Source organism: Methylobacterium sp. UNC300MFChir4.1 (assembly GCF_900110155.1).
Classification (GTDB): domain Bacteria; phylum Pseudomonadota; class Alphaproteobacteria; order Rhizobiales; family Beijerinckiaceae; genus Methylobacterium.
Map to the genome: position 1 here is coordinate 407,403 of NZ_FOCS01000001.1, position 21,113 is coordinate 428,515.

General features: G+C 72.4%; 21 protein-coding genes. 12 read left to right on the plus strand and 9 right to left on the minus strand.

The genetic code is table 11. From position 1 onward, the window contains the following. Nucleotide 1: 1 nt before the first annotated feature. The 5 genes from BMY19_RS01985 to BMY19_RS02005 are packed head-to-tail and all read right to left on the minus strand — an operon-like array spanning nucleotide 2 to nucleotide 5,862. On the minus strand, nucleotides 2–943 hold the full coding sequence (locus BMY19_RS01985) for a glycosyltransferase family 2 protein (protein ID WP_100250711.1): 942 nt from the start codon (nucleotides 941–943) through the stop codon (nucleotides 2–4). Further along, on the minus strand, nucleotides 940–2,544 hold the full coding sequence (locus tag BMY19_RS01990) for an O-antigen ligase family protein (protein WP_100250712.1): 1,605 nt from the start codon (nucleotides 2,542–2,544) through the stop codon (nucleotides 940–942). The genes BMY19_RS01985 and BMY19_RS01990 overlap by 4 nt, the downstream gene beginning before the upstream one ends. After that, the gene (locus BMY19_RS01995) at nucleotides 2,541–3,182 is read right to left on the minus strand and encodes a CpsD/CapB family tyrosine-protein kinase (RefSeq protein WP_100250713.1); all 642 of its coding nucleotides are present in this window, start codon (nucleotides 3,180–3,182) and stop codon (nucleotides 2,541–2,543) included. Before BMY19_RS01995 ends, BMY19_RS01990 begins: the two co-directional genes overlap by 4 nt. Next, the gene (locus BMY19_RS02000; protein WP_100250714.1) at nucleotides 3,179–4,711 is read right to left on the minus strand and encodes a GumC family protein; all 1,533 of its coding nucleotides are present in this window, start codon (nucleotides 4,709–4,711) and stop codon (nucleotides 3,179–3,181) included. Before BMY19_RS02000 ends, BMY19_RS01995 begins: the two co-directional genes overlap by 4 nt. Further along, complete coding sequence (locus BMY19_RS02005) at nucleotides 4,708–5,862, minus strand: polysaccharide biosynthesis/export family protein (RefSeq protein ID WP_091679028.1); 1,155 nt, start codon at nucleotides 5,860–5,862, stop codon at nucleotides 4,708–4,710. The genes BMY19_RS02000 and BMY19_RS02005 overlap by 4 nt, the downstream gene beginning before the upstream one ends. Nucleotides 5,863–6,320: 458 nt before the next feature. Between BMY19_RS02005 and BMY19_RS02010 the strand changes: the two genes are divergently transcribed. From BMY19_RS02010 to BMY19_RS02030, 5 genes are all read left to right on the plus strand, one after another. Next, on the plus strand, nucleotides 6,321–7,424 hold the full coding sequence (locus BMY19_RS02010) for a helix-turn-helix transcriptional regulator (RefSeq protein ID WP_100250715.1): 1,104 nt from the start codon (nucleotides 6,321–6,323) through the stop codon (nucleotides 7,422–7,424). Between the two features lie 98 nt (nucleotides 7,425–7,522). Next, nucleotides 7,523–7,723, plus strand: coding sequence for a hypothetical protein (locus tag BMY19_RS02015; protein ID WP_012322375.1), 201 nt, complete (start codon nucleotides 7,523–7,525; stop codon nucleotides 7,721–7,723). A 394-nt stretch (nucleotides 7,724–8,117) separates the two neighbouring features. Next, nucleotides 8,118–8,327, plus strand: coding sequence for a hypothetical protein (locus tag BMY19_RS02020; protein ID WP_020090567.1), 210 nt, complete (start codon nucleotides 8,118–8,120; stop codon nucleotides 8,325–8,327). Nucleotides 8,328–8,469: 142 nt separating this feature from the next. Next, nucleotides 8,470–9,000 (plus strand): GNAT family N-acetyltransferase, encoded by a 531-nt coding sequence (locus tag BMY19_RS02025; protein ID WP_100250716.1) that lies wholly within the window; start codon nucleotides 8,470–8,472, stop codon nucleotides 8,998–9,000. 237 nt (nucleotides 9,001–9,237) lie between these two features. After that, entirely contained in the window at nucleotides 9,238–9,849 is a 612-nt protein-coding gene (locus tag BMY19_RS02030) for a DUF2147 domain-containing protein (protein WP_091925272.1), read from the plus strand. 28 nt (nucleotides 9,850–9,877) lie between these two features. Here BMY19_RS02030 and BMY19_RS02035 read toward each other — a convergent pair whose 3' ends face one another. Together BMY19_RS02035 and BMY19_RS02040 are read right to left on the minus strand one after the other, a co-directional pair. Beyond that, nucleotides 9,878–11,101 (minus strand): serine hydrolase domain-containing protein, encoded by a 1,224-nt coding sequence (locus BMY19_RS02035; RefSeq protein ID WP_100250717.1) that lies wholly within the window; start codon nucleotides 11,099–11,101, stop codon nucleotides 9,878–9,880. 52 nt (nucleotides 11,102–11,153) lie between these two features. Beyond that, complete coding sequence (locus BMY19_RS02040; protein WP_100250718.1) at nucleotides 11,154–11,663, minus strand: DUF427 domain-containing protein; 510 nt, start codon at nucleotides 11,661–11,663, stop codon at nucleotides 11,154–11,156. A gap of 114 nt (nucleotides 11,664–11,777) precedes the next feature. Here BMY19_RS02040 and otsB point away from each other — a divergent pair, with 114 nt between their 5' ends. From otsB to BMY19_RS02055, 3 genes are all read left to right on the plus strand, one after another. Beyond that, nucleotides 11,778–12,521, plus strand: coding sequence for a trehalose-phosphatase (gene otsB / locus BMY19_RS02045; protein WP_091925265.1), 744 nt, complete (start codon nucleotides 11,778–11,780; stop codon nucleotides 12,519–12,521). A 28-nt stretch (nucleotides 12,522–12,549) separates the two neighbouring features. After that, nucleotides 12,550–12,954: a DUF4260 domain-containing protein gene (locus BMY19_RS02050; protein ID WP_091977690.1), complete on the plus strand. Its 405-nt coding sequence runs from the start codon at nucleotides 12,550–12,552 to the stop codon at nucleotides 12,952–12,954. A gap of 117 nt (nucleotides 12,955–13,071) precedes the next feature. Next, nucleotides 13,072–14,073: a glucokinase gene (locus BMY19_RS02055; RefSeq protein ID WP_020090560.1), complete on the plus strand. Its 1,002-nt coding sequence runs from the start codon at nucleotides 13,072–13,074 to the stop codon at nucleotides 14,071–14,073. Between the two features lie 85 nt (nucleotides 14,074–14,158). Here BMY19_RS02055 and BMY19_RS02060 read toward each other — a convergent pair whose 3' ends face one another. After that, nucleotides 14,159–15,631 (minus strand): MFS transporter, encoded by a 1,473-nt coding sequence (locus BMY19_RS02060; protein WP_100250719.1) that lies wholly within the window; start codon nucleotides 15,629–15,631, stop codon nucleotides 14,159–14,161. A 160-nt stretch (nucleotides 15,632–15,791) separates the two neighbouring features. Between BMY19_RS02060 and BMY19_RS02065 the strand changes: the two genes are divergently transcribed. After that, nucleotides 15,792–16,079 carry a hypothetical protein gene (locus BMY19_RS02065; protein WP_244492186.1) on the plus strand — a complete coding sequence of 96 codons (288 nt, stop codon included), beginning with the start codon at nucleotides 15,792–15,794 and terminating at the stop codon, nucleotides 16,077–16,079. A 104-nt stretch (nucleotides 16,080–16,183) separates the two neighbouring features. After that, complete coding sequence (locus tag BMY19_RS02070) at nucleotides 16,184–17,125, plus strand: 2-hydroxyacid dehydrogenase (protein WP_091679008.1); 942 nt, start codon at nucleotides 16,184–16,186, stop codon at nucleotides 17,123–17,125. Nucleotides 17,126–17,135: 10 nt separating this feature from the next. On the opposite strand, the gene BMY19_RS02075 is transcribed toward BMY19_RS02070, so the two are convergent. After that, nucleotides 17,136–18,029 (minus strand): LysR substrate-binding domain-containing protein, encoded by an 894-nt coding sequence (locus BMY19_RS02075; RefSeq protein ID WP_100250720.1) that lies wholly within the window; start codon nucleotides 18,027–18,029, stop codon nucleotides 17,136–17,138. Between the two features lie 111 nt (nucleotides 18,030–18,140). Here BMY19_RS02075 and BMY19_RS02080 point away from each other — a divergent pair, with 111 nt between their 5' ends. Together BMY19_RS02080 and BMY19_RS02085 are read left to right on the plus strand one after the other, a co-directional pair. Further along, nucleotides 18,141–18,893: an SDR family NAD(P)-dependent oxidoreductase gene (locus BMY19_RS02080; protein WP_100250721.1), complete on the plus strand. Its 753-nt coding sequence runs from the start codon at nucleotides 18,141–18,143 to the stop codon at nucleotides 18,891–18,893. Nucleotides 18,894–19,027: 134 nt separating this feature from the next. After that, a complete protein-coding gene (locus BMY19_RS02085) occupies nucleotides 19,028–20,989 on the plus strand; it encodes a cytochrome C oxidase Cbb3 (RefSeq protein WP_100250722.1) in 1,962 nt (653 codons plus the stop codon). Nucleotides 20,990–21,113 lie beyond the last annotated feature (124 nt).

A 21,113-nucleotide genomic window follows, 5' to 3' on the forward strand; every position in this document is an offset into this window, starting at 1 on the left:
TTCATCGCGGTCGGAGACGAAGACTGCGCAGGTGCCCGGAGAACCTGCGCATGTCCTCGGCCTTGCGGGCGAGGTCCGGCTGCCGGCGCAGCCGGGCCGCGAGACCGTAGGCCACGGCCCGCAGGGTGAAGCCGAGCCGGAGCGGGCCGGAGAAGAAGGCGGGCGACGACAGGAGCCGCCCGGCATTGCGCAGGCTGTAGATGGCCGCCAGCCCGTCGAGCCAGCGGGCCGAGCGGGCGCTTCCCGAGCCGCCCTGGAGATGGGTGACGGCGATGTCCGGGCGGTAGGCGACGCGCAGGCCGGCATCGCGCAGGCGGCAGCCCCAGTCCACGTCCTCGCCGTAGAGGAACATCGGGCTCTCCAGGCCGCCGATCGCGGCGATCGCCGAGCGGCGCAGGAGCAGGCAGGCCCCGCAGATCCAGTCGACGTCGAGCGCCCGCGCCCCCCTGGCCTGGCGGCTCGCGAGGTAGAGGCCGCGCAGCCCGAGGCGGCCCGACAGGCCGGCGGCGTGCACCAGGATCGAGAGCGGGCGCGGCTCGTAGCCGGCGTCACCGACCTGATGCGTCCCGTCCGGGAAGGTCAGGCGCGGGCCGACCGCCCCGACATCCGGTTGCGCGTCGAGATGGTCCAGGAGGCCCGAGAGCGCGTCCGGGTCGTGCAGGAACGCGTCGGGGTTGAGGAGCAGGATCGCGGTACCGCGCGCGTGCTCCAGCGCGCGCGCGTTGCCGCCCGCGAAGCCGTGATTGGTCGGCTCGGCGATGACCCGCACCCAGGGAAAGGCCCGCGCGACGCGCTCCGGCGTCCCGTCGGTCGAGGCGTTGTCGACGAGGATCACCTCGTAGGGGCGTCTCACCCGGCTCGCCGCCAGCAGGTCCAGGCAGGTCTCGATGTCCCGGCCGGCATTGTAGGTGACGATCAGGACGCTGAGGCTGACGGCGCTCACGGACGGTCTCCGTACGCTGCGAGGGATGGGCGACGCCCGGTCGGCGAGGGCATCCGCTCCGGTCGCGCGCGCGCCGCGCCGATCGGGCCCGTCGACGGGACCGCCCGGGACGCCGCGACGGCCCTGCGCCGCTGCGCCGCCCGCACCCCGGCGATCAGCCCGAGGCCGGTGTAGAGCAGCTCGGCGATGCCGAGATTCAGGCGGAAGCCCGGATCGACCAGCCCGTGCAGAAGGTGCGCGATCAGGCCGACCGCGCAGGCGGCCGCGATCGCCGCGAGCGGATCGCCCACCGGCGCGCGGCGGGCGGCGCGGAAGCCCCGGGCGATGCCGATGCCGAAGACCAGCGCGAAGGCCGCGTAGCCGACGACCCCGACCTCGGTGAGGATCAGGATGTGCAGGTTGTGCACCACGTGGTTCGACCGGTCGAACAGTCCGGCGAGCCGGGACAGGCCGGTCCTGTCGAGGACCGCGAACTGGTTGCCGAAGTTGTTCAGGCCGACGCCGAAGATCGGGAACTGCTCGAACAGGGCGAGGGCCGCGGCGTTCAGCGGGCCGCGCTGGGCGGCCGAGCCGCCGTCGTCGGCGGTGAGCCGCTCCCAGATCAGCGGGCCGGCGTAGAGCGCCGCGACGGCGCCGACGATCGCCAGCAGGCCGAGGACGATCAGGCTCGTCCGGGAGAACAGGCGGTCGCGATAGACCAGCAGGATCAGGAGGGCGGCCGAGACCGGGAAGGTCAGCCAGGACGCGCGCGACAGGGTCAGGACCACGCCGACCAGGGCCGAGGCGGCGCCCGCCGCCCCCGCGAGGCGCAGGAGCAGCGGGCCGCGCGACAGGGCCAGCGCCAGGGCGAGCGGCCAGACGAACTCGTAGTAGTAGCCGAGGATGTTCGGGTGGACCTTCAGTCCGCCGGCGCGGCGCTGAGCCGAGAAGTTGATGTTCTCCTCGACGATCTGTTCCTCGCCCAGCACCGAGAGGCCGAGTTCCGAGCCCGAGACGTATTGCAGGCCTGCCACCGCGGTCTGGACGAGGCAGAGGGCGCAGATCGCCAGCGCGAGGGTCCGGATGTCGGATTCGGACAGGTTCGAGACCGCGACCGAGACCAGGAGGAGGCCGGCGAAGCGCCACGTGTCGAACCAGAGATAGGCCGGGTCGGTGGCGTTGGAGAGCGAGAGCAGCCCCGCGATCAGGAAGCCGAGCTGCGTCAGCACGAGGGGCCGGTCGAGCCGCAGGCCCGGGGCATCCTCCCCGAGTCCGGTGAGCTTGGCGACGATCAGCGCCACGGCCACCAGCAGGGCGACGCTCACCGTCAGGCCGGCGCCGCCGCCGATGCTCGGCAGGTACTGCCCGACGGCCTCGAAATGCTGGAGGAAGCTGACGTCGAGCTTGACCGTCAGCCCGACCGCGAGGGCGACGAGCAGGAGCGGCGTGAGGCGATAGAGCCGCCCGACGATCAGGGCGCCGACCCCGCCGAAGGCCGCCGCGAGGCCGACGACGGCGAATTTGAGCGGTGCCGCGCTCAGGGCGATCGCCCCGGCCGCGGCCGCGAAGCCGATCCCGGCGAGCGGCAGGACCCGCAGCGCGCGGACGGGCGCCGCGCTCATCCGAGCCACCGGTAGAGCCATCGCGGGATCGGCCGCCGCGTGCGGTTCAGGACGACGCCGAGCGGCGCCCCGCCGGCGGCCTTGAGGTCGGCCAGGGCGCGCCGCGCCACGGCCCGACGGGTGCGCTCGGCGCCGATCACCACGATGAAGCCGTCCACGAAGGGGGAGAGCGCGGCGGCGTCGCCAATCTCGGTGATCGGCTCGCAATCCACGATCGCGAGCTCGAAGCGGTCGTCGACGAGCGCCAGGAAATCCTCCACGCGGCCGTCGTCCAGGGACGCCTGGCGGATGGCCGAAGGGCTGCCCGCGGGCACGACGCTGAGGTTGTCGGCGACCGGGTGGACGCCGCAGCTCGGGGCGACCGTGCCGGCGACGATGTCGGCGAAGCCCGGCTGGCCGGTCAGGCCGTAGGCCTCCGCCAGCGACGGGCGGGACCAGTTCGCCTCGATCAGCACGGCGCTGCGGCCCCGCCGGGCGTAGGCGCCGGCGAGTTCACGCGCGAGGGTGCTCACGCCCTCGCCGGGCTGGACCGCGGTGACGCCGACCCGGCGCACGCGCGCCTCGTGCCGGGTGAGCTGGACGAGGGCCGGCTCCAGGATCGCCGGATCGATCTTCGGCGCGATGGCGGTGGCGATCATGCGGCGGCTCCCGTCTGCAGCGGCACCGCGGCCAGCACCGGCACCCGCAGCGAGCGGGCGACCTCCGACGCGCTGCGGTAGGTCTGGGCCAGGATCTCCGCGAGGGCGACGTAGGCCAGGGCGGCGAGCAGGCCGAGACCGGCCGCGAGCCCGAGGATCAGCGGCCGGTTCGGGCCGGAGGGCAGCCGCGGCGGCACGGCGCGCGCCACGAGGGCCGAGGAGGTGACGGCCTGCGCGTCGAGACCCGTGCCGGTCTTCAGAGCGTCGATCCGCTTCTGGGTCTCGGTGATCTCGTCGGTGAGCAGGCCCTTCTGCTGGGTCAGCCGGCCGTAGGCCAGGGCGGCGTCGCTCTGGCCGATGGCCGCCCGGCGGCGGGTCTGCTCGATCCCCGTGATGCTCTGGATCTTCTCGGCGAGGATGGCGAGCTTCGCCGTGTCGGCGGCGAGGAGCGCCTGATACTTCTGTCGGGCCAGGGCCGCGAGGTCCCGATCGAGGCTCACGAACTCGGGGGCGGTCGGCCGGAACCGCACCGCCAGCTCGGCGCGCTTCGTCCGCAGGTCCGCCCAGCGCTGGTCGAAGGCCGTGACCGTCGGGTCCGCCTCGGGCGGCGTCGGCTGCCAGCGGTCGGGTCCGGCCTCGCGGGTGCGCTTGAGCCGGGTCTCGACCACCTCGCGCTCGATCTGCGCCGCCGATTTCTGCTTGGCGAGGTCAGCGAGGGTGCCGAGGTCGTTCTGCTGCTCGATCTCGAAGCTCGCGGTGTTGTTGCCCTTGAGGTAGGTCGAGAGCTGCGCGTCGATGGCGGCGAGGTCGGCCCGGGCGCGCTCCAGCTTGCTCTGGTAGAACGAGGCGGGCGTCTCGTCGGCGTAGACCTCCACGTGGCGGCGCTTGTAGGCGTCGAGCAGCCGGTTCAGCGCCTGGGCGGCGAAGTGCGGGTCCGTCCAGGTGAAGCCCGTCAGGATCACGTCCGTCTCCTTCACGAAGACGACCTTGAACGCCGCGAGGTACGCCTCGTAGAGCTTCTCGTCCGGGGTCAGGTGGCGCAGCAGGCCCACCGCCTCGAACGGGATCCGCACCGTATCGACGATCCAGGTCTTGACCGCCTTCGCGCTCCGCACGGCCTGACGGCCCTGGTAGATCAGCCAGTCGGTCCAGTCCGCCGGGGGCGGCCCGAGGTCGCCGGTCGGGGTGATCGCCTTCAGCGTCGCGAACTCGTCGCGCACGATGCTGGGATCGCGCAGGATCTCGATCTCGTTGTTCACGTTCTGCGCGCGCTCCGAGAACATGTAGTTCTGGTTCGCGCCGCCCTGGAGCGGGGCGCCGGCCTTCTCGCGGCCGAGACGGATGATCAGCTTGGCGTCGGCCGTGTACTCGGCCGGCGTCAGCAGGAGGTAGATCCCGGCGCCGAGGATCGCCGCGACCAGGATTAGCAGCGCCGGCCGGATGTGCCGGAACAGGGCCGCGAGGGCGTCGCGGAGGTCGAAGGCCGGGCCCTCGACCGCGTCGGCGGCGGTCAGGTCGCTCTGCCTCACGTGCCGGACCTCACGGTGGCGCTGGTGGAGGTGCTGGCGGACGGGCCGGTGATGTAGTTCACGCCGAAGCCGGTCCCGTTGAAGAGCAGGATCTGGCGCACCACCAGGTCCACCGCGCGGGCGGTCTTGGCCAGCAGCGAGGGCGGTACGTAGACGGTGGCGTTGGGCGGCACCACGATCGAGTCCGCCAAGCCCGGCTGGCCGATGTCGACGATGCGCACGCTGCCGGCCGCCTCGGCGTCGAAGCGGATGATCCGCACGGCCTCGCCGGCCGCGGTCGGCAGGACGCCGCCGGCCGAGCCCAGGACCTGCGCCAGCGTCCGCGGCCCCTGCAGGGTGACGGGACCCGGCGCGCGGACCTCGCCGAACACCATGGTGTTGGCCGGGACGAGGCTCGCGAGCCGGACGCTGGTCGTCACCGAGGCCAGCTGGTGCTTGTAGGCGGCGTTCAGGCTGCCCATGACCTCGTGGACGGTCCGGCCCGCCGCCTGCACCGGGGGCACCATCGGCAGGTTGATCTTGCCGTCCGGCTCGATCGCCAGGACCTTCACGCGGCCCATGTCGGCCCGCTGGGTGAGGTCGCGGAAATCGTCGGTGACGGTGCGGAACCGGCGCAGCATCAGGGTGACGACCGGATCGATCAGCACGTCGTCGTAGGTGCTCTTGATCAGCGCGGCGGCCGCCTCCGGCGACAGGCCCGCGACCTTGATGCCGTTCTTGCCCGGCAGCGAGATCCGGCCATCCGGCCGGACGATCACCGTACGGTTGTATTCCGGGTGCGTGCGGAAATCGACGTCGAACTCGTCGTTCGGGTTCAGGCGGTAGGTCGGCTGGACGACGCTGGAATCGATCAGGAACGAGACTTCCAGGTTGTCGCCGACGTTGAGCCGGTAGTTCGCCAGCCCGAGGCGCATGGTCCGCCCGACCTCCTCCTGGGCGGCCGCGACCAGCGCGGCCGGGAGGCCCTCGGTGACCGAGCCGGTCTGAGCCACGTCGAGGCCGGAGCGCGCCGCGCTCTGCGGGCGCCCGGAACTGCAGCCGGCGAGCAGCGGCGCGCAGGCGACGAGCGCGAGCGCGACCGCCGCGGCACCGGATGGCCGGCCGGGACGCCGTCGCGCGACACCGAGGAACGCAGACAGGGTAAACGCCATCGACCTTCAGCCGCATCCTGCTCGAGTGCGCTCGTCCCATCACAACTCGTGATCGAACCGCGCACCGCGATACAATCGCCAAGCTTGGTTAACGAGGCTTGAACCCGGCTCTCGGCAACTCTATCAGAAGTTGTGTCTGGCAAGCCGTGGCAAAGTGCTGAGCCTCGCCCGCCGCGTAGAGGGGGGCGGGTTCCGGCGCAGGCCGAACGCGTGTGCGCGGCCGGGGCGCCGTCATTCCCACCGCCGGCGGGTCGACGCGCGGATCCCGACGCGGCGGCGCCGTCTCCCGACAAGTCCCGCGCACGCTCCCGCCGATCTAAACCTGTAATTAGAGGGATGCTTGCCCGGATTTAAGAACGTGATCTATAGTTCGACGGTATGGAGCCGTACCGAGCCAGGACGAGAGTTCGGCGAGCCGGCGCGGGGCGCCAGTATCCGGCGCGGCGGAGGCGCGTCACATGTCGGGCGTGAGGCCGGATCTCTTCGCCCGCCTGCACGACGACCTGGAGTCCGGCTTCCGGGAGGACCTCGAGGAGGCCGTGATCGATCCCGCGCGCTGGCCTGACTTGGCCGAGCGCGTCGTGCGGGCGTCCGGCAGCGAGGGCGCCCTGCTGCTGCGCTCCGACCGGACCGGCCTCGAATCGCTCTGCACCGCCTCCCTCGCGGACGCCTCGCGCCGCTACTTCGACGAGGGCTGGCACCGCGACGACCATCGCCTCCGCGGCATCCCGCTCATGCGGACGCGCGGGATCGCGGTCGATCAGGACTTCACCACGCCGGAGGAGATCGCGCGCTTGCCCTTCTACCAGGACCTGCTGGCCTCCCGCGGCCTGCGCTGGTTCGCCGGGATCGGCTTCTCCGTGAAGGGACGCCTGTGGTGCCTCTCCCTGCAGCGGACCGTGGAGCAGGGACCGTACGAGCTGCACGAGCAGCGGCGCCTCGCGACCCTGTCGCCGCTCCTGCAGCGCGCGGGCCTGCTGACGTCGATGGTCGAGCGGGCCCGGCTCGCGGGGCTGACGCAGGCCTTCGAGCTGATCGACCGCGCCGCCCTGATCCTCGACGCCGACGGACGGGCGCTCCGCTGGAACGACGCGTTCGGCGCCCTCCTCGGGCGCGACCTGAAGCTCTCGGGCGGCCGCCTCACCGCGGAGGATCCGGACGCCGCGCGGCAGCTCGAAGCCCTGGCGCGGCCCTCCGGCCGCCCGCCGATCTCGGCGGTCGTCGCGGCGCGACGGGACGGGCCGCCGCTCGTGATCCACGTCGTGCCGCTGGTCGGGCCGAGCCGCGGCCTGTTCGCCGGGGCGAGCACGCTGCTCCTCGGGAGCGTGCCCGGGGCCCCGGCCGCGCCCGCGACCGCGATCCTCCAGGCGGCCTATCGGCTGACCCCGGCGGAGGCGCGCCTCGCCCAGGCGCTGTCGAGCGGAATCTCGCTGGCCGAAGCCGCTTCGCGATTCGCGATCACCGCGGCGACCGCGCGCTCGCAGCTGAAGGCGATCTTCGCCAAGACCGGAGCGACGCGCCAGTCGGATCTCGTGCGGCTCGTGGCCGGGCTCGCGCGCTGAGGGGTCACGGTTCCGAGAGGCGCGCGGCCCTGTCGCGTCGGCGCCGGAACGGGTGGGGCCGGCCGCCGGTTGCCGCAGGAACGACAGGAGATGTCTCGATGACGAATCGGATCGCACTCGTTTCCGCCCTGGCCGTCGCGGGCCTGCTGGCCGGCGCGCCCGCCCAGGCGAAGGGCTGCCTCAAGGGCGCCGTGGTCGGCGGAGTCGCCGGGCACATGGCCGGACACGGCAAGATGGGCGCGGCCGCGGGCTGCGCGATCGGTCACCACAACGCCAACAAGAAGGCCAAGCAGGGCTGACCGTCCCGACGCCGTCTACTTTGACGGCGATCGGATCGGCCAAAGGGTGATGACCAAGTCATCGCCGCTTCTCCGAAGCCGGATTCCCAGCGGAATCCGGCTTCGCTGCGTTCTGGGCCATGGCGCCAGCGAGATCGGTTCGCGCGGCACCTGACCTTCTCACCCAGATGACGGGACCGTCGGCGCGGCGACCGCCGACCCGGACCGCCCGCGCGTCCACGTCTCCAGTCGCCCTCGCTCCACCCTTTCGCACCGCGTCGCGCTCGGCCGCCCGCCCGCAAGCCCCGCGCAAGCCGGCCGTTGACCTTACTTTCGAGCTATTCTAATTAAGAACTGTGGAGGGCGCGCCGCCGAGGCGGTCCCCTCCCTCCGAGATACCCGATGGAGAGACCCGATGGCCGGTTCCGCGAACGCCGCTTGCGAAAGCTGCCGCTTCTTCGACGATCACAAGCTCAACGGTGCCCAGGCGCAGGGTGACGAGGGCCTCTGCCGCTTCAATCCGCCGGTCAGCCAGCCGGCCCCCGAGTCGAAGGGTCTCTGGCCGGTCGTGGCCTCGAAGGACTGGTGCGGCCACTTCACGGCCGAGATGTCCGCCGCCGAGTAAGTCATCGCATCCTCGAGCCGTGCGGGATCTGCGCCGAGGCGCCGGTCCCGCCGAGGCTCCGCCGCCGTCCGCGGGATCGAGCCGCGCCCGGCTCGTGCGGGGCAGATTGCCGGAGCCGCGCCGCCTCGCGTAACCTGCGGCCGTGACAGACGTGATACGCCCGGCCACGGAGGCCGACCTTCCCGCCATCGCGGCGATCTACGGCGACGCCGTCGCCTCCAGCACGGCCAGCTTCGAGACGGAGCCGCCGACGCTGGCCGAGATGACGCGCCGCTTCGAGGTGCTGCGCGCGGGCGGCTTTCCCTACCTCGTGGCCGAACGGGACGGCGCGGTCGCGGGCTACGCCTATGCCGGCCCCTATCACCAGCGCGCCGCCTATCGCTCGACCCTCGAGGATTCGATCTACGTCGCCCGGACGGCCCGCGGCGGCGGAGTCGGCCGGCGCCTGCTCGCCGCCCTGATCGCGGCGAGCGAGCAGATCGACTGCCGGACCCTGGTCGCCATCATCGCCGAGAGCGGCTCACCCGCCTCGATCGCGCTGCACGCGAGCCTCGGCTTCACGCCCGTCGGAACGCTCGCGGGAGTCGGCCACAAGCACGGGCGCTGGCTCGACGTGACGCTCATGCAGCGCAGCCTCGGACCCGGCCGCAGCCGTCCGCCGACCCGGATCTGACCGTCCAACGCGCACCGATCCCAGTATCGCCGGGTCGATTCCCGTCCAGAGTCCCGGCTGAGTTGTCATGATGCGGACAACTTCGCGCGGGAGAGGGCGGGCATGACGCGCACGCCGTCCGGTTCTCGGCGCGGGCGCGATGACGCGGAGGGAGCGATCCTTCCTGCGCGGAAGCGGCACACGCGAGGACGGGCGGTCAAGGCTCCATCACGACTCGCGAGGGATGGGAGTTCGGGTATGCGGTTTACATCGATCGGTCGCCGGGTTGCGCCGCTCGCGATCCTGGCGCTCTCGGCGCTGGCGGGCACGGCCCAGGCCAAGACGCCGACCGATCCCAGCGGCACCTATCTCACCGAGGACGGCCGCGCGCGCGTGCGCCTCGAGAAGTGCGGGACCGCGGGTGACCGGCTGTGCGGATACGTGGTCTGGCTGAAGGTCCCGCTGAACGACAAGGGCGAGCCGCGGATCGACTTCAAGAACCCCGATCCCAAGAAGCAGGCCCGGCCGTCCCTCGGACACCAGCTGATCCTGGGCCTGAAGCCGAATGCCGACGCCCATTACGAGGGCAAGATCTACAATTCCGAGGACGGCAAGTCCTACGACGTCACCATCTGGACCGAGACGGCCGGCGAGCTGACGGTGCGCGGCTGCCTGATCGCGTTCCTGTGCAAGTCGCAGACCTGGACCAAGGTGACCGATCTCGCGCCGGGCCAGCTCCCCGGCCCGACCAACGGTGCGAACGGTCCGCGCAGCGATCCTGAATACGCCACCGCCGCCCCGAAGCCGACCGCCAAGGCCGGCGCGAAGCCGACTCAGAAGCCGGCCGCCGAGGCGCCCAAGGAGGAGTGACCGGCGCGGACCCGCGCGTGGCCGGCCCTCACTCGGCCAGGGCCGCGTAGGTCAGGACGCGCAGCTCGCGCCGGATCGGCAGGGCCGAGGACGGGACGAGCTGCGTCATGAGCACCACCGACAGGTCCTCGGCCGGGTCGATCCAGAACGCAGTCGAGGCGAGGCCGCCCCAGGCGACCTCGCCGGGCGTGCCGAGGATCTGGGCCCGGTCGGGGTCGAGCATCACCGAGAAGCCCAGGCCGAAGCCGATGCCGGTGTAGGAGGTCTCGGCGAAGCGCGGCGTGCCCATCGCGGCCAGGTCGCCCGGCAGGTGGTTCGCCAGCATCAGGTCGACCGTCTTGCGGCCCAGCAGGCGCGCGCCGTCGAGGGTGCCCCGGTTGAGGATCATCCGGCAGAAGCGCTGATAGTCCGCCGCCGTCGAGACGAGGCCGCCGCCGCCCGACGCGATGGCGGGCGGGCGCGCGAAGGCCGTGTCCACGGAATCGTCGAACAGGCGCAGCTGCCGCGCGCGGTCGTACGCGTAGGTGGCGCAGAAGCGCGGCATCAGCTCGGGCCGCACGTGGAAGTCGGTATCGACCATGCCGAGAGGCCCGATCACCGCTTCGCGGAGGTGGTCGGCGAACGGGCGGCCGGTCAGCGCGGCCACGTACTGGCCGAGCACGTCGGTGGCGACGCTGTAGTTCCAGGCGCTGCCCGGCTGGGCGAGGAGCGGCAGCTTCGCGACCCGCGCGGTCATCTCGGCGAGGGAGCCCTCGCGCGCCAGGAAGTCGACGCCCTGCTCGCGGTACTGCGCGTCGACCAGGGTCGCCTCCATGAAGCCGTAGGTCAGCCCGGCCGTGTGGGTCAGCAGGTCCCGCACGGTGATCGCCCGGCGGGCCGGCTCGGTCTCGAGCTTCGCCCGGTTGCCGCCCACGGCGACGCGCATCTCGGCGAACTCGGGCAGGACCCGGGAGATCGGATCGTCGAGCTGGAACAGGCCCTGCTCGTAGAGCTGCATCACCGCCACCGAGGTCAGCGGCTTGGTCATCGAGTAGATCCGGGTGACCGTGTCGAGGGTGAACGGCGTTGCCCGGGCGAGGTCGGCCTGCCCGCAGGCGCGCGCGAAGGCGATGCGCCCGCGCCGCGCCACGGTGACCGACAGTCCGGCCAGCCGGCCGTCGCCGACGAGGCGGTCCATCCACGGCACGATCCGGGCGAGCCCCTCCGGGCTGAACCCGGCGCCGGTCGGATCGGTCTCGGTCAGCGCGGTCATGCGGTCTCCTCGTGGTGGCTTTCCGCGAACGTAGAAGCGGCGGGGGACGAAATCACCAGCCCATCGTTCCGGGACCGCCCTTGAACGGGCCGACGATGCCGGGCGTGATCCAGCCACCGTAGAAGTTTCCCGGTTGCGGGGTCACCGGGTCCGCCCCGACGAAGCAGGCGTCCATGGGGCCGGCGTAGAACGCGACGTAGCCGGCGATCGCGCGGAAATCCGGGGTCGGATCCGGGTAGGCCCAGGCCGCCCCGGGCACGAGACGGTCGCCGCCGCGCACGTCGAACAGGACCGCCTGTCCCTTCCACTCGCAGATCCCGCCGCGCCGCTGGTTCACGAGCGTCCCGTCCGCGATGTCGGCGGGCGGCAGGTAGTAGGTCGGCGGGTGCGAGGTCTCGAGCACCCGGAACCCGGAGCCCGTCTCGGCGATGACGCGGCCGCCGAGCACGACCCGCAGCCGGTCCGGGACGGATTCGAGCCGGGGCGGCCGCGGATAGTCCCAGACGCTCTCCTCGCCGGGTCTGACCGGATCGGGGACGGGCCGGAAGGGCGATCCGCGCATGGAGAACCTCGTGCTGTGCCGCTTCGGATCCAGATAGGGCAGTGCTGCCGGCGTTTGTCGTCCGGCGCGCCCGTGCTAGCCCGTCGCCGACACTCGAGCCCGGGATCCCCCGCGATGGACATCGCCCTCTTCCTCGACTTCGACGGCACGCTCGCCGAGATCGCGCCGCGTCCGGACGCCGTGCGGGTCGAGCCCGGCCTCGTGGAGGATCTGGAGCGGCTCCGGGCGCGACTCGACGGCGCCCTCGCCATCGTCACCGGCCGGCCGGTCACAGTGATCGACGGCTTCCTGGCGCCGTCCCGGTTGGATGCGGCCGGTCTCCACGGCGTCGAGCGCCGGGTCGCCGGCGCGCTCACGGGCGGCCGCGCGGAGGACCATCCGGATCTGCGCCGGCAGGTCGCGCGCCTGCAGGCCGAGACCGCCGCGCTCGCGCAGGTCCTGATCGAGGACAAGGGCGCCTCGGTGGCGGTCCACTGGCGGCTCGCGAACCCGGACGATGCCCTGCGGGCCGAGACGCTGGTGAAGGGCGCGGCGGAGGCGCTCGGCGCCGAGTACCGCCTGCAGCTCGGCAAGGCGGTCGGCGAGATCGTCCCCGCGCAGGCCACCAAGGCCCACGCAATCCGCGCCTTCATGGCGCAGGCGCCCTACGCCGGACGGGTCCCCGTCTTCTTCGGCGACGACCGCACCGACGAGATCGCCTTCGCGTCGATCAACGAGGACGGCGGGGTCGCGGTGCGCGTCGGTGACGGCGAGACCGTCGCCCGGCGGCGCCTGCCCGACCCCGCCGCCGTCCGTGCCCTGCTGAGCAACTGGGCTGCCGGTGGCGCGATCGACCCGGACGCGCTGCCGCCGGCCTGACGCGCCGCGCCGTTCAGAGGAGATCGCGATGTCGGGGCGTTCCGTCACGGGCTGGCCGCGCCTGCTGCTGCGGCTGGAGGGGGGCTGCATCCTCGTCGCCGCCCTGCTCGCCTATGGCTGGCTCGGGCCGTCGTGGTGGCTCTTCGCGGCGCTGCTCTTCGTCCCCGACCTGAGCATGCTGGGCTACGCGGCCGGTCCCGTGGTCGGCGCCGTGCTCTACAACGCGGCCCACACGCTCGCGCTGCCGCTCGTCGGCCTGTCCCTGGCGATCGCTTCGGGCCGCCCCGAGGCCATCGGGCCGGTCCTCATCTGGCTGGCCCATATCGGCCTCGACCGCGCCCTCGGTTACGGTCTCAAATACGGCAGCGGCTTCGGAGATACCCATCTCGGCGTGATCGGCCGGGCTCGTGACAAGACGATCGCGCAATCCTGAGCGGCGGATGCCGCCGATTGGGACTTGCCCGCGCGGTGTCGCGCGGCCGATGAATCGCCGGAGCCGTGCTGGACGCGAGTCCCGTCGCGGCGGGCCAGAGAGCAGGGGCATGTTGCGATGTTCGAGTTTCCGGTTCTGGTCGGCGACATCGGCGGGACGAACGCGCGGTTCGGTCTGATCGAGACGTCCGGCGACCAGCCCCGCCTCCTCGCGCACGAGGCGACCGCCGACCATCCCGATCCGTCGAGCGCCATCAAGGCGTCGCTCGCCAAGGGTGGCGGCCCGGCACCGCGCTCGGCGATCCTGGCGATCGCCGGCCGGGTCGACGGGCCGGAGATCCAGCTGACGAACGCGCATTGGAAGATCGCGGGCCAGCGCATCGCCGAGGATTTCGGGCTTTCCTCCGCGACGGTGGTCAACGACTACGTGCCGGTGGCGGCCGGCGCCGCCGATATCGAGCCCCACGACCTCACGCCGGTCGGCCCCTGTCCCCCCGTGCCCGGCGGCGCCCGCGTGGTGCTGGGCCCCGGGACCGGGTTCGGCGCGGCCGCGCTGGTCCCCTATGCGGCGCATCTCGCCATCGTCTCCACCGAGGTCGGCCACACCGATATCGGCCCGGCCGACGCCTTCGAGGAGAAGGTCTGGCACGCGCTGGAGCGGGTCGAGGACCGGATCACCGTGGAGACGGTGCTGTCGGGACCGGGCCTGTCGCGGCTCCACGCGGCCGTCGCCCATGTCCGGACCGGGCAGCCGCACGAGAAGATCGAGCCGGCCGCGGTCACCGAGGCCGGTCTGAACGCCACCGATCCGCACGCTGCGGAGACGCTCGCGCTGTTCGGCCGGGTGCTCGGACGCGTCTGCGGCGACCTCGCTCTGACCTTCCTGGCGACGAGCGGGGTCTATATCGGCGGGGGCATCGCGCCCCGGATCCTCAAGGTGCTGGAGGAGAGCGGCTTCCGCACCGCCTTCGAGAAGAAGGCGCCCTTCGCCGCCATGATGCGCCAGATCCCGACCAGCGTGATCACCGTCCACGACCCCGCTTTCCGGGGCCTGGCGGCACTGGCGAACGAGGGCGCCAAGTTCGTCTACCACGGGCAGGTGTGGCGGAAGGGGGCGTGAGCGCCCGCGGCGGCGTCGGCCGGGCGCGGAGCGAGGCCGGACGGCTCCGCTCCGCGCGCGTCCCGCTGTCGCGCCGGGCCCGCCCTCAGGCCGCCGCCAGCGGCTTCGAGACCTCCTCCAGGGACTTGCCCTCCGCGGCGGTGCCCCAGATGCCTCCGACGACCGCCGCGATGAGCATCAGCACGGCGCCGAGGCCGTAGCCGAACAGCACCCAGTCGCGCGAGCCGGTCTCGACCAGCGTGCCGAACAGGAGCGGGCCCGAGACGCCGCCGATGCCGGTGCCGACCGCGTAGAAGACCGCGATGGCGAGCGCCCGGATCTCCAGCGGGAACGTCTCGGAGACCGTGAGATAGGCCGAGCTCGCCGCCGCCGAGGCGAAGAAGAACACCACCATCCAGGCCGCGGTCTGGCCGACCGGCCCGAGCAGTTCGAGGCGGAACAGCAGTCCGACCGCGGCGAGCAGCAGCGCCGAGATGCCGTACGTGAAGGCGATCATCTTGCGCCGACCGATCGTGTCGAACAGCCGCCCGAGGAGCAGCGGGCCGAGGAACGAGCCGAGCGCGAAGGGCAGCAGGTACCAGCCGACATGGTTGCCGGGCACCTGATAGAAGCGCTCCAGCACCAGCGCGTAGGTGAAGAACAGCGCGTTGTAGAAGAAGGCCTGCGCGATCATCAGCGCGAGGCCGACCATGGTCTCCTTGCGGCTCGTCACGAACAGCGCCTTGAACACCTCGGAGAGCGGGGTGTGGTCGCGGGTGCGGACCTTCATGCGCTTGCTCTCGTCCACCGGCGGCAGGGTCACGCCCTCGTCGGTGAAGCGCTTCTCGATGCCGGTGACGACACGGTCGGCCTCCGCCGCGTAGCCGTGGGTCGCGAGCCAGCGCGGGCTCTCGGGGATCCAGGTGCGCAGGAGCAGGATCACGAGGCCGATGGCGCCGCCGGTGAAGAAGGCGACGCGCCAGCCCCAGGCCGGGTCGATCACCTCGGGCTTCAGGAGCACGATCGACATGAACGAGCCGAGCGCCGCGCCGATCCAGAACGAGCCGTTGATGACGAGGTTGGTCCAGCCGCGGACCCGGGCCGGGACCAGCTCCTGGATGGTCGAGTTGATCGCCGTGTACTCGCCGCCGATCCCCGCGCCCGTGAGGAAGCGGAAGAAGCAGAAGCTCCAGATGTTCCAAGACAGGCCGGTGGCCGCCGTGGCGACGAGGTAGAGGGCGAGCGTGATGAAGAACAGCTTCTTCCGGCCGATCCGGTCGGTGAGCCAGCCGAAGCCGATCGCGCCGGTCACGGCGCCCACGAGATAGCAGGAGGCGGCGAGCCCGACGTCGAACTCCGAGAACGACATCGGCGGCTGGCGCAGCGCGCCCACCAGGGAGCCGGCGAGCGTCACCTCGAGGCCGTCCAGCACCCAGGTGATGCCGAGCGCCACGATCACGAGGACGTGGAAGCGGCCCCAGGGCAGCCGGTCCAGGCGCGCGGAGATGTCGGTGTCGATCACGCGGCCGATCTCCGCGCGCTCCGGCGTCCCGGATCCCCCCTCGACCTTGCTCGCCATGTCCGCGTGTCCTCCCGATTCACCTGTTTAACCGTGCCTGGACAGCGGGCATTTACCGCGACTGTAGGCAGGTGTTGGGAACGGGTTGGAAATCGATTCGGTTCGATTTCGTCTTCATGTGCGCGGCGCAGAACAGGGAGGTCCACGCGGTGCCCCTCCCATGCCTTCCAGTCCCGCTCGTCCCCGCCGATCCTGGCCCCGCTACGCCCTGCTGGCCGCGATGACGCTCGGCGGGCTCGCGACCGCCCCCACCGAGGGCGCGGACCGGCACCTCGAACGGCCCAAGCCCCGCGTCGCGATCCAGGCGGCCGAGCGCTGGCGCCTGCGGCCGACCGAGCCCGTCGTGGCGGCGACGACCGGCAGCATCCGCAAGCGGGCGGAGACCGCGATCCCCGAGGATCGGCGCAACGTCCGCCTCGTCTACCCGGCGCTGATCGAGGCGCGCTGACCGAGCCGGCGCCCGACCCATCTCGACGATCCGGATCCCGTCAGGCACAGCGCCTGCTTCGCCCGCGCGTGGACGGGCGAAGCGGTACGGTGCGGAGGATGCTGATGGCGGAGGCGATCGCCCTGGTCGGGTGCAAGGGGCCGGATCAGGAGGCGGAGTACCTGCGGATCCTCTCGGCGGCCATGCCCGAGGAGCGCCTGATCCCGTTCCGGTCGATGGACGACGCGGCCCGGGCGGCCGCGCGGGTCGCCGTCGTGGCCAACCCCGATCCGGCCGAGGTCGCGGCGCTGCCGGGGCTCGTCTGGGTGCAGAGCCTGTGGGCCGGGGTCGAGAAGCTCGTCGGTGCCTTCGACCGGCCGCTGCCGATCGTCCGCCTCGTCGACCGCGAGATGGCCCGCACCATGGCCGAGGCCGTGCTGGCCTGGACCTACTATCTCCAGCGCGACATGCCGGCCTACGCCCGCCAGCAGAGGGACCGGGTCTGGCGCCCGCACGCCTACCGCAAGCCGTCCGACACCACGGTCGGCCTGCTCGGCCTCGGGGCGCTCGGGACCGCGGCGGCGGAGCGGCTCACCGGAGCCGGCTTCCGCGTCGTCGGCTGGAGCCGCAGCCCCAAGGCGGTGCCGGACCTCGAGACGTTCCACGGCGCCGACGGCCTCCCGGCGATGCTCGGCCGGTGCGACATCCTCGTCTGCCTCGTGCCGCTGACGCCGGAGACGCGGGGCCTCGTGAACGCCGAGCGCCTCGCCGCCCTGAAGCCCGGCGCCGCGCTGATCAACTTCGCCCGCGGACCGATCGTCGTCACCGAGGACCTGATCGCCGCCCTGGACAAGGGCCACCTCGCCCACGCCGTGCTCGACGTCTTCGCGGTCGAGCCCCTGCCGGCGGAGTCGCCGCTGTGGTCGCATCCCGGCGTGACGGTGCTGCCGCACGTCTCGGGGCCGACCGACATGGATTCGGCGGCCGCCACGGTGGCGGCCAACCTGAGGGCCTATCGGCGGACCGGCCAGGTGCCGGACGGCGTCGACGCGGCGCGCGGATACTAGGGCGCGCGCCTCACAGCTTCGGGAATGTCGCCGCGAGGTGGTCGATCAGCACCCGCACGGCCGGCGGCAGCCCGCGCCGGGTCGTGAAGACGATGTGCACGATCCCGGGCTGACCCTGCCAGTCCGGGTAGACGGGCACGAGCCGGCCGGCCGCGACGGCATCGGTGCAGGCGTGGTCGGGCAGGAACGCGACCCCGAGGCCGTCGGCCGCAGCGTCGCACAGCGCGGCGAAGTCGCCGCAGGTCAGGCGCGGCTCGTGGCGCAGGGTGAAGATCGTGCCGTCCCGGTGCTCCAGCCGCCACTCCGCCTCGCCCGGATCGTCGCGGGTGCCGAGGGTCGGGACCGCGCCGAGCGCGGCGATGTCGGGGCCGAGGCCGCGCGCGATCCGCGGCGCGGCGACCAGGATCCACCGCGAGGTTCCGAGCGTGCGCATGGTCAGCGACGCGTCGCTCGTCAGGTCCCGTCGGACCCGCAGCGCCACGTCGATCCGCTCCTCGATCAGGTCGACGGGCCGGTCGGTCACGACCAGCTGCAGCCGCACCTTCGGGTATCGGACGAGGAAGCCGCGGACGCGCGCCGCGACGATGTCGGTGAGGCCCGTGGGACAGCTCATGCGGATCCGCCCGTGCGGCTCGGTCTGCGCCTCCGCGACCAGCGCCTCGGCCCGCTCCGCCTCCAGCATCATCGCCCGGCAGCGCTCGTAGAACCCCTGGCCGACCTCGGTCACGCGGAAGCGCCGGCTCGACCGCTCGATCAGGCGGGCGCCCAGGCGCGCCTCCAGGGCCGCGATGCGGCGGCTCAGCTTCGATTTCGGCTGGTGCAGCGCCCGGCTGGCCGCGGCGAAGCCGCCATGCGCGACGACCTCGGCGAAGTAGACGTAGTCGTTGAGATCGGCGCGGACCATCGTTCCTCCTGTGGAACGCTGGGTGCCACATTCGCCGACTACCCGCACTATCGTTCCGGCGGCATCTCTCCGACCAGCGGCGCCCACGGCGCCGAACAGCGGAGAACGACGATGACCGGCAGGTTTCAGGACAAGGTGGTGGTGGTGACCGGCGGCACCAGCGGCATCGGCCTCGCGACCGCGCAGGCCTTCGTGGCCGAGGGGGCCTCGGTGTTCATCACCGGTCGCCGCCAGGAGGCGCTCGACGCGGCGGTCAGGCAGATCGGCGGCCGGATCACGGGCGTGCGCGGCGACATGGCGAACCTCGCCGACATCGACCGCCTGTACGACGCGGTCCAGCAGAAGCACGCGCAGATCGACGTGGTCTTCGCCAATGCCGGCGGCGGCAGTTTCGCGCCGCTCGGCGCGATCACCGAGGCGCATTATCAGAGCATCTTCGACACGAACGTGAAGGGCGTGCTCTTCACCGTGCAGAAGGCGCTGCCGCTCCTGCGGGACGGGGCCGCGATCGTCCTCACCGGATCGACCACCGGCAGTTCGGGCACGCCGGCCTTCAGCGTCTACTCGGCCACCAAGGCGGCCGTGCGCAACTTCGCCCGGAACTGGATCCTCGACCTGAAGGACCGGCGCATCCGCGTGAACACGATCAGCCCGGGCGTGACCGAGACCGCCGGCCTCGACGAGCTCTTCGGCGGCGGCGATCAGGCGGCGGCCACCAAGGACGTCCTCGCCGGCCAGATCCCGGCCGGCCGCGTCGGCCGGCCCGAGGAGATCGCCCAGGCGGTGCTGTTCCTCGCCTCGGACGCGGCGAGCTTCGTCAACGGCGTCGAGCTGTTCGCCGACGGCGGGCAGGTCCAGATCTGAGGATTCGAGGTGGCCGGGACGCGACACCCGGTCCCGGCCGCCCCCGTGAACCCTGGCAATGGCCGGCGGTTAAAGGCCCGGCCCTCCGGTCCCGCTTCCTCGCGGGCGGGCGCCGGGAAGGACAAACGGTTTCCATGGGTTGGCCGCGCCGCATCCTGATCACCGCCGGTCTGGCGACCGTCACGGCCGGCGTCGCCCTGGGCGCCGGCCGCTTCAGCTACGCGCCGATGCCCGACCGGGCGGACCTGCTCAACCCGGACCGCTACCCGATCGAGACCGCCTTCGACATCCTCGGACGCCGCGTCTCGCGCGCGGAGGCCGACCGGCTCAGCGGCACCGAGGCCGGACGGAAGGCGCTCTCGCCGAAGAGCGGTGCGGTCGCGATCGATCCCGCCATGGTCGAGCGCGGCCGGCAGGCCTTCTATCAGGAGACGTTCGGCAACGAGGTCTTCCTCACCGACGTCATGGGCATGCTCGACGGCGGCCTGACTCCCACGCAGGTCGCCCTGGCGGTGGCCAAGCTCGGTGGCCAGGGCACCACCGATCTCAAAGTTGCCATGGCCAGGGACGTGCGCGTCGGCGACCGCGTCTACCGGGCGGGCGAGCTGGTCCCGACCGGGCTCGACGTGCCGAAGGGCGGCGCCTTCATCATCGGGATCAAGACCTTCTACGACCGCGGCCACCTGCGCATGGGGATCACCTGCGCCCTGTGCCACGCGGCGGTCGATCCCGGCACCGGCAGGGTCGTGGAGGGCGCGCCCAACACCGACCTCAATGCCGGGCTGCTGATGGCGCTCGCGAAGAACTCCTCGGCCTACTTCATGCACGCCAGCGTGCCGGAGGCCGATGCCAAGCCCCCCGCCGATCCGAAGCATACCGGCTCGACCGGCACGGGGCCGGCGCTCCCGAACGCCGCTTCCGTCGAGGCGGCCACGAAGGTGCAGGTGGCGAGCTGGCCGCCGGGCAGCTTCGACTCGTCCGCCGACCGGGTCACCAACCCGACCTCGATCCCGTCGAGCTTCTCGGCCCACGGCGAGCCCTACAGCTGGAGCGGGCGCGAGGCGATCGGGCCCTTCGCGGGCCTGTCCTCGCTCAACAACAACGTCCACGCGGCCAATTCCGACACGACCCAGCTCGCCGCCGCCGCGCCCTGGCTGTTCGGCATGGATCCCGAGACGTATCTCGGGATCGTGCTGCGCGGGTCGGCCACGGAGGCGTTCCGCTACAGGCCGGACGGCGGCCGGAGCCCGTCGGAGGTGCTGCGCAGCGTCGATCCGACCCCGGCCTCGCCGGGGCTGAACAGCTACGCGGTCCTGCCGACCTATCCGGCGACCAACTACGTCACCGACAACGGCCTGTTCACGTCCGTGCCCGGGGAGCCGGTCAACCACGCCAACAACGCCATGTCGGCCTTCCAGAACCTGCTGCACCCGCCGGCCGCCGGGCAGGATCCCGACCGGGTCCGCGCGGGCCGCGCGGTGTTCGAGAAGGCCGGCTGCGGCAGCTGCCATTCCGGCCCGGCGCTCACCAACCACCGGGTCGTCCCGGAGGCCGAGATCGGTACCGAGCCGACCCGGGCGCGGGCGGGCGCCAAGATGGAGGCGCGCCTGTCGGCGCCGGCGATGTTCGCCGCCGACACGCCGTTCCCGACCCCGGCCGACTCGGTCATCGTCCCGGTGCCGCTCGCGGGCGACGCCCTCGCCCAGGTGCAGCTCGCCTGGGGGCAGGGGGGCACGGAGGGCGGCTACAAGGTGCCGAATCTCGTGGGCCTCGCCTGGACGGCGCCGTACCTGCACGATTCCGGCGTCGCGGTCGGTCCCGATGCCGAGGGCCAGCTCGGCGTCCCGGGCACGCTGTACCGGGGCGTCACCCCCGATCCCGCCAACAGCCTGCGCGCCCTAGTCGACCGGGATCTCCGGGCGAAGGTGATCGCCGCCAACGCGGCCTCGGACACGGCGCGGATCGCCCGCGTGACCGGCAAGGGGCACGCCTACTGGGCGGATGCCGGCTCGGGCGTCTCGCGCGAAGAGCAGACGGCGCTGATCGCGTACCTGCTCTCGGTCGATCGCCTGACGGAGCCGGCCGCGACGCCCTGACCGCGCCGCCCGCGAGCCGGATCTCCCATGTCGCGGACCCTCACCCCGGTCTGGTTCAGCCTCGGGGCCTGTTACCCGGAGTTGTGAAACCTCGCCGTCCGCGCGAACGAGGCGAAGCGATCCA

Excerpts from the sequence above, each read along its gene's own strand:
- BMY19_RS01990 (WP_100250712.1), bottom strand. The coding sequence starts at position 2,544 with ATGAGCGCGGCGCCCGTCCGCGCGCTGCGGGTCCTGCCGCTCGCCGGG.
- BMY19_RS01995 (WP_100250713.1), bottom strand. The coding sequence starts at position 3,182 with ATGATCGCCACCGCCATCGCGCCGAAGATCGATCCGGCGATCCTGGAG.
- BMY19_RS02005 (WP_091679028.1), bottom strand. The coding sequence starts at position 5,862 with ATGGCGTTTACCCTGTCTGCGTTCCTCGGTGTCGCGCGACGGCGTCCC.
- BMY19_RS02010 (WP_100250715.1), top strand. The coding sequence starts at position 6,321 with ATGTCGGGCGTGAGGCCGGATCTCTTCGCCCGCCTGCACGACGACCTG.
- BMY19_RS02015 (WP_012322375.1), top strand. The coding sequence starts at position 7,523 with ATGACGAATCGGATCGCACTCGTTTCCGCCCTGGCCGTCGCGGGCCTG.
- BMY19_RS02020 (WP_020090567.1), top strand. The coding sequence starts at position 8,118 with ATGGCCGGTTCCGCGAACGCCGCTTGCGAAAGCTGCCGCTTCTTCGAC.
- BMY19_RS02030 (WP_091925272.1), top strand. The coding sequence starts at position 9,238 with ATGCGGTTTACATCGATCGGTCGCCGGGTTGCGCCGCTCGCGATCCTG.
- BMY19_RS02035 (WP_100250717.1), bottom strand. The coding sequence starts at position 11,101 with ATGACCGCGCTGACCGAGACCGATCCGACCGGCGCCGGGTTCAGCCCG.
- BMY19_RS02040 (WP_100250718.1), bottom strand. The coding sequence starts at position 11,663 with ATGCGCGGATCGCCCTTCCGGCCCGTCCCCGATCCGGTCAGACCCGGC.
- otsB (WP_091925265.1), top strand. The coding sequence starts at position 11,778 with ATGGACATCGCCCTCTTCCTCGACTTCGACGGCACGCTCGCCGAGATC.
- BMY19_RS02050 (WP_091977690.1), top strand. The coding sequence starts at position 12,550 with ATGTCGGGGCGTTCCGTCACGGGCTGGCCGCGCCTGCTGCTGCGGCTG.
- BMY19_RS02055 (WP_020090560.1), top strand. The coding sequence starts at position 13,072 with ATGTTCGAGTTTCCGGTTCTGGTCGGCGACATCGGCGGGACGAACGCG.
- BMY19_RS02060 (WP_100250719.1), bottom strand. The coding sequence starts at position 15,631 with ATGGCGAGCAAGGTCGAGGGGGGATCCGGGACGCCGGAGCGCGCGGAG.
- BMY19_RS02065 (WP_244492186.1), top strand. The coding sequence starts at position 15,792 with ATGCCTTCCAGTCCCGCTCGTCCCCGCCGATCCTGGCCCCGCTACGCC.
- BMY19_RS02070 (WP_091679008.1), top strand. The coding sequence starts at position 16,184 with ATGGCGGAGGCGATCGCCCTGGTCGGGTGCAAGGGGCCGGATCAGGAG.
- BMY19_RS02075 (WP_100250720.1), bottom strand. The coding sequence starts at position 18,029 with ATGGTCCGCGCCGATCTCAACGACTACGTCTACTTCGCCGAGGTCGTC.
- BMY19_RS02080 (WP_100250721.1), top strand. The coding sequence starts at position 18,141 with ATGACCGGCAGGTTTCAGGACAAGGTGGTGGTGGTGACCGGCGGCACC.
- BMY19_RS02085 (WP_100250722.1), top strand. The coding sequence starts at position 19,028 with ATGGGTTGGCCGCGCCGCATCCTGATCACCGCCGGTCTGGCGACCGTC.